Genomic DNA, 3,435 nt, shown 5'->3' with positions numbered 1-3,435 from the left:
CGCGCTTACGATACTCGCCCTTAACTGACAACAAATACAGGCACTTATTACTGTTATTGCGATGACGGCGCGGAGGCAGCTTGCCGAACATCTGGGTTAACAGCGCCTGAATTTGCGCCTGTATTTTCTCATCTTCGCTATCGCAATCCACCGCCAGCTCATTACGCCCGGTACGCATACAAATACCGTAGTCCGGTTCGTTCGACCATGTTGTAATATCCGAATCAGTGACTATTTTTTCTGTCCACCGGGGGATACCCACCACTTGCCGTAATCGATTGTAACGGCTAGGAGTTTTGCCAATGCTTTTCAATGATGAATCAGGGGAAACGAGGGCATCAGGATTACATACCACGGGTAGCAGCTTCTCCGCACAGCCCAGTATCAGATCCATATGGAACCATTCATCAGGCGTCGCCCCCCAGTTTGTTTGTTCTGACATATGGGTACGCGCCTTATTTGTTATTTTCTTTCACAAATTCCGTATAAAAACGCTCAATAGCTCTAACGGTAGATAAACGGGGATCTGGGCTGGTTCCAGTCATAATACGGCTTAGCGATGCCTGGCTAACGCCGATTTGTTTAGCTACTTGGGCTTGGCTAAATCCAGCATCTATAATTTTTTTGATCAAATCTTGCGGATGAATTTCGTACATAATCAAAACCCTCATTTGGTGAATGAATTTAAATTATACGTAAACGAATTCAAAGGCAATACAGAAACGTAAACAAAAACGTTCTAGAATATGCGAATATGAATAATCGATTAGTAATCACCCAACTTGAGGTGTGACAGATGACATCTGAACTGAGCATGTTAACTAACAACATACGTTTCTTGATGGATATACACGGCATAACAACTGTAAAAGATCTAGCTAAACGTATAAAAATGCACCAACCAACCCTACACCGAACATTGACAGGGGAAGTTAAAGAGCCAAAATACTCAACTCTAAAACAACTAGCTGATTTTTTTGGAGTTTCACCGATAGATCTGGTCGAATGTGATTTAACGAGTTCAGAATCTACCGCTATTGTTGAGACAGAGGGGGATCATCACTCCCATACGTTTACCAATGTACCGATTCGCAACGACATCATTATTGGTGATGTTGAAAAAAGTGCACCTCCTCCCCCAAAAAACCAACACTCAATGTATATTAGGTGGGCATCCTATGATAAAGACGTATACGCGGTACGTTGTATCGGAACCTCTATGATGCCACGCATTAAACAGGGCGAATTTGTTGTTATAGAACCGAATCACGTATTAGCCCCAGGGGATGAGGTTCTAATTGTGACAACGGATAATACCGCATTTATAAAAACGTTTTTGTTTGAGCGGGACGGGTACTATCACCTACTACCAGTAAACGAAGACCAAGCCCCCGCACTTATACCTAAAAACACAATTGAAATTATGCACTACGTAGCAGGGATAGCAAAATTAACCGCGTTAATTAGATAATTAAATTACTTATAAAACAATCAAATAAATGAAGCCACCATCAGGGTGGCTTTTCTTTTTCCTAAAAATATACTTTTTCGTATTTACATTTAAACCATGATGGTATACAAATACATTATCGAATACGAATTCAATTTCGTATATAACGCTCTTTAACAATTTAGAAAGTCGGAACGCACACTACCTGCTGTTTAGACCCCTACGCATGAAATGCGACGTACCATCGAGCGCGATCCGGTCGATGGGAAGATTAGCCCCATAAATGGGCGCGAACGGGCAACACTGGCGGTAGGGAGTGTGCGAACGCAAAATTCAACCTATAGGAGGAAAATTACCAATAAAGAGCGGCTAACTGTAGGCCATTCAATGAGTGGTCTATGGTGAGCCAACCTACAACATGAGATAACTAAAATGCTAATCAGAAATATAGCTTACCTAATGCCCATACATGGAATAAAAAGCGTAAAAGAACTAGCTAAACGCCTAGAAATAAATCAACCCACATTACATAGAACTCTGTCAGGTGAAGTTAAAGATCCCTCTTACTCTATGTTAAAAAATATTGCTGAGTATTTTGGACGTACCGCAACGGATTTAATGGAACTCGATTTAGCGGATCTTGACGGTGGTAACCCCTATATCCACTTTACCGATAGTACACGGTTTTTCAAAACTTATTGAGAGCTAATAACAATGGCTAAACATATTCACGCCGATTTAATGGCGACATACGCAGAAATGGCGCAAACAGATAATGAACCGTGGCGACATTTTCAATGTAAAACGCTCACCAATAACGATTGGGATGATTGCATTACACCTATTGCATTCTGGTTCGACCGTGAGTATCGCCTGAAACCCCGTACTATCAAAATCGGGGGTATCGAAGTTCCAGAGCCAGTGAGGGGGCCATTGGTGATTGGCACTGAGTATTATACTCCGTCAATCAACAGTATCTCACTCTACGCAAACCGGGTCACGTGGGGTAACGATACCTGTGATATCGAATGGTTGCAACGCGGTCTAATCCACCTCGACCGCGAATCCGCCGAACTGCACGCTCGGGCGTTGATAGCGCTGACCGCTACGAAATAAAACCGCATTACGTCCGTACCAAATTATCGTCCTTTGGCTACCACACCCATCTGCCAGTTTTGGTGGGTGTGCTTTTTGGTGTGTAAAAAAGCGTTATGAAACCAAAAATAATACCGGTTGACCGATACCCGGTAAATAACACCGTTCGCCGCCTACGCTGGCAACGGAAACTCGAAGAATTACAACGCAATCCTGATAGTAAATTCCCAATCACTTTGTATTCATAATAAAAGGGCTGGAAAATGAGCTTAGAAACATCTTTAGATAAAAATAATGCGTTATTGGAAACAAATAACGCGCTGTTATCACAACTCCTTTCGACATTTGTTACGCCTCAAACAGCGGTAGCACCAGCTGCTAATTCTGACATACATGAGGCAGACCTTAAAACCTACGCTATGGAACTCCCGGAGGAGGAGGTGGTGGTTGAGGGAATCCTTGCAGAGGCTGTTGATGAGGCGTGGGATAGCCGACCCGCCAAACCGAAAAAATCCAGTGTTAAAAAAGTCATAGATAACACTCCTGTTGATATCGAAACGCTGGATTTGGAAACTGTGCCCGCCATCGCCGTGTTGTTCAAAAATGACGCCTACACCCTGACCGCCGATAAACTGGCTCAGGCTCGTGCGGTTATTGAGGGCGTTGGCGAAGAGGAACGTAACGGGCAGGTAGACGCTCTGGACTGTGCTCTACAAGGGTTGCAGGAACTCAAGGCATTGACAAACGCGCGAATTTTAGACCTGTGTCTGGAAATGGTAGCGAGCTGGGACGAAATACCAGGCATTACCGAACGCCGCGAGTTTGCATTGGCATTGCTGGATGAGGGCAAACAGACCCCTGAACCAGAACCAGAGGTTGATCCCGCAGTA

Annotated in this window: 4 protein-coding genes and 2 pseudogenes; 4 read left to right on the top strand and 2 right to left on the bottom strand. The window is 43.9% G+C overall.

Annotation, left to right across the window (positions count from 1 at the left end; all coding sequences use genetic code 11):
* Window positions 1–442: pseudogene (locus AAY47_RS15635) on the bottom strand (replication protein); the annotation flags it as partial.
* A gap of 13 nt (window positions 443–455) precedes the next feature.
* On the bottom strand, window positions 456–656 hold the full coding sequence (locus AAY47_RS15630; protein ID WP_047771058.1) for a helix-turn-helix transcriptional regulator: 201 nt from the start codon (window positions 654–656) through the stop codon (window positions 456–458).
* Between the two features lie 140 nt (window positions 657–796).
* Between AAY47_RS15630 and AAY47_RS15625 the strand changes: the two genes are divergently transcribed.
* The 4 genes and pseudogenes from AAY47_RS15625 to AAY47_RS15610 all read left to right on the top strand — a co-directional run.
* Window positions 797–1,471 (top strand): S24 family peptidase, encoded by a 675-nt coding sequence (locus AAY47_RS15625; protein ID WP_047771057.1) that lies wholly within the window; start codon window positions 797–799, stop codon window positions 1,469–1,471.
* 411 nt (window positions 1,472–1,882) lie between these two features.
* Window positions 1,883–2,152 carry a helix-turn-helix domain-containing protein gene (locus tag AAY47_RS15620; protein WP_053014303.1) on the top strand — a complete coding sequence of 90 codons (270 nt, stop codon included), beginning with the start codon at window positions 1,883–1,885 and terminating at the stop codon, window positions 2,150–2,152.
* Between the two features lie 12 nt (window positions 2,153–2,164).
* The gene (locus tag AAY47_RS15615) at window positions 2,165–2,566 is read left to right on the top strand and encodes a hypothetical protein (protein WP_047771056.1); all 402 of its coding nucleotides are present in this window, start codon (window positions 2,165–2,167) and stop codon (window positions 2,564–2,566) included.
* 242 nt (window positions 2,567–2,808) lie between these two features.
* Window positions 2,809–3,435 (top strand): annotated as a pseudogene (locus AAY47_RS15610) (hypothetical protein); the annotation flags it as partial.

Origin of the sequence: Xenorhabdus griffiniae, assembly GCF_001028135.1 — a bacterium.
Lineage (GTDB): Bacteria > Pseudomonadota > Gammaproteobacteria > Enterobacterales > Enterobacteriaceae > Xenorhabdus > Xenorhabdus bakwenae.
Note: the sequence above shows the minus strand (reverse complement) of the source record. Positions and strands in the feature narration are given on the sequence as shown.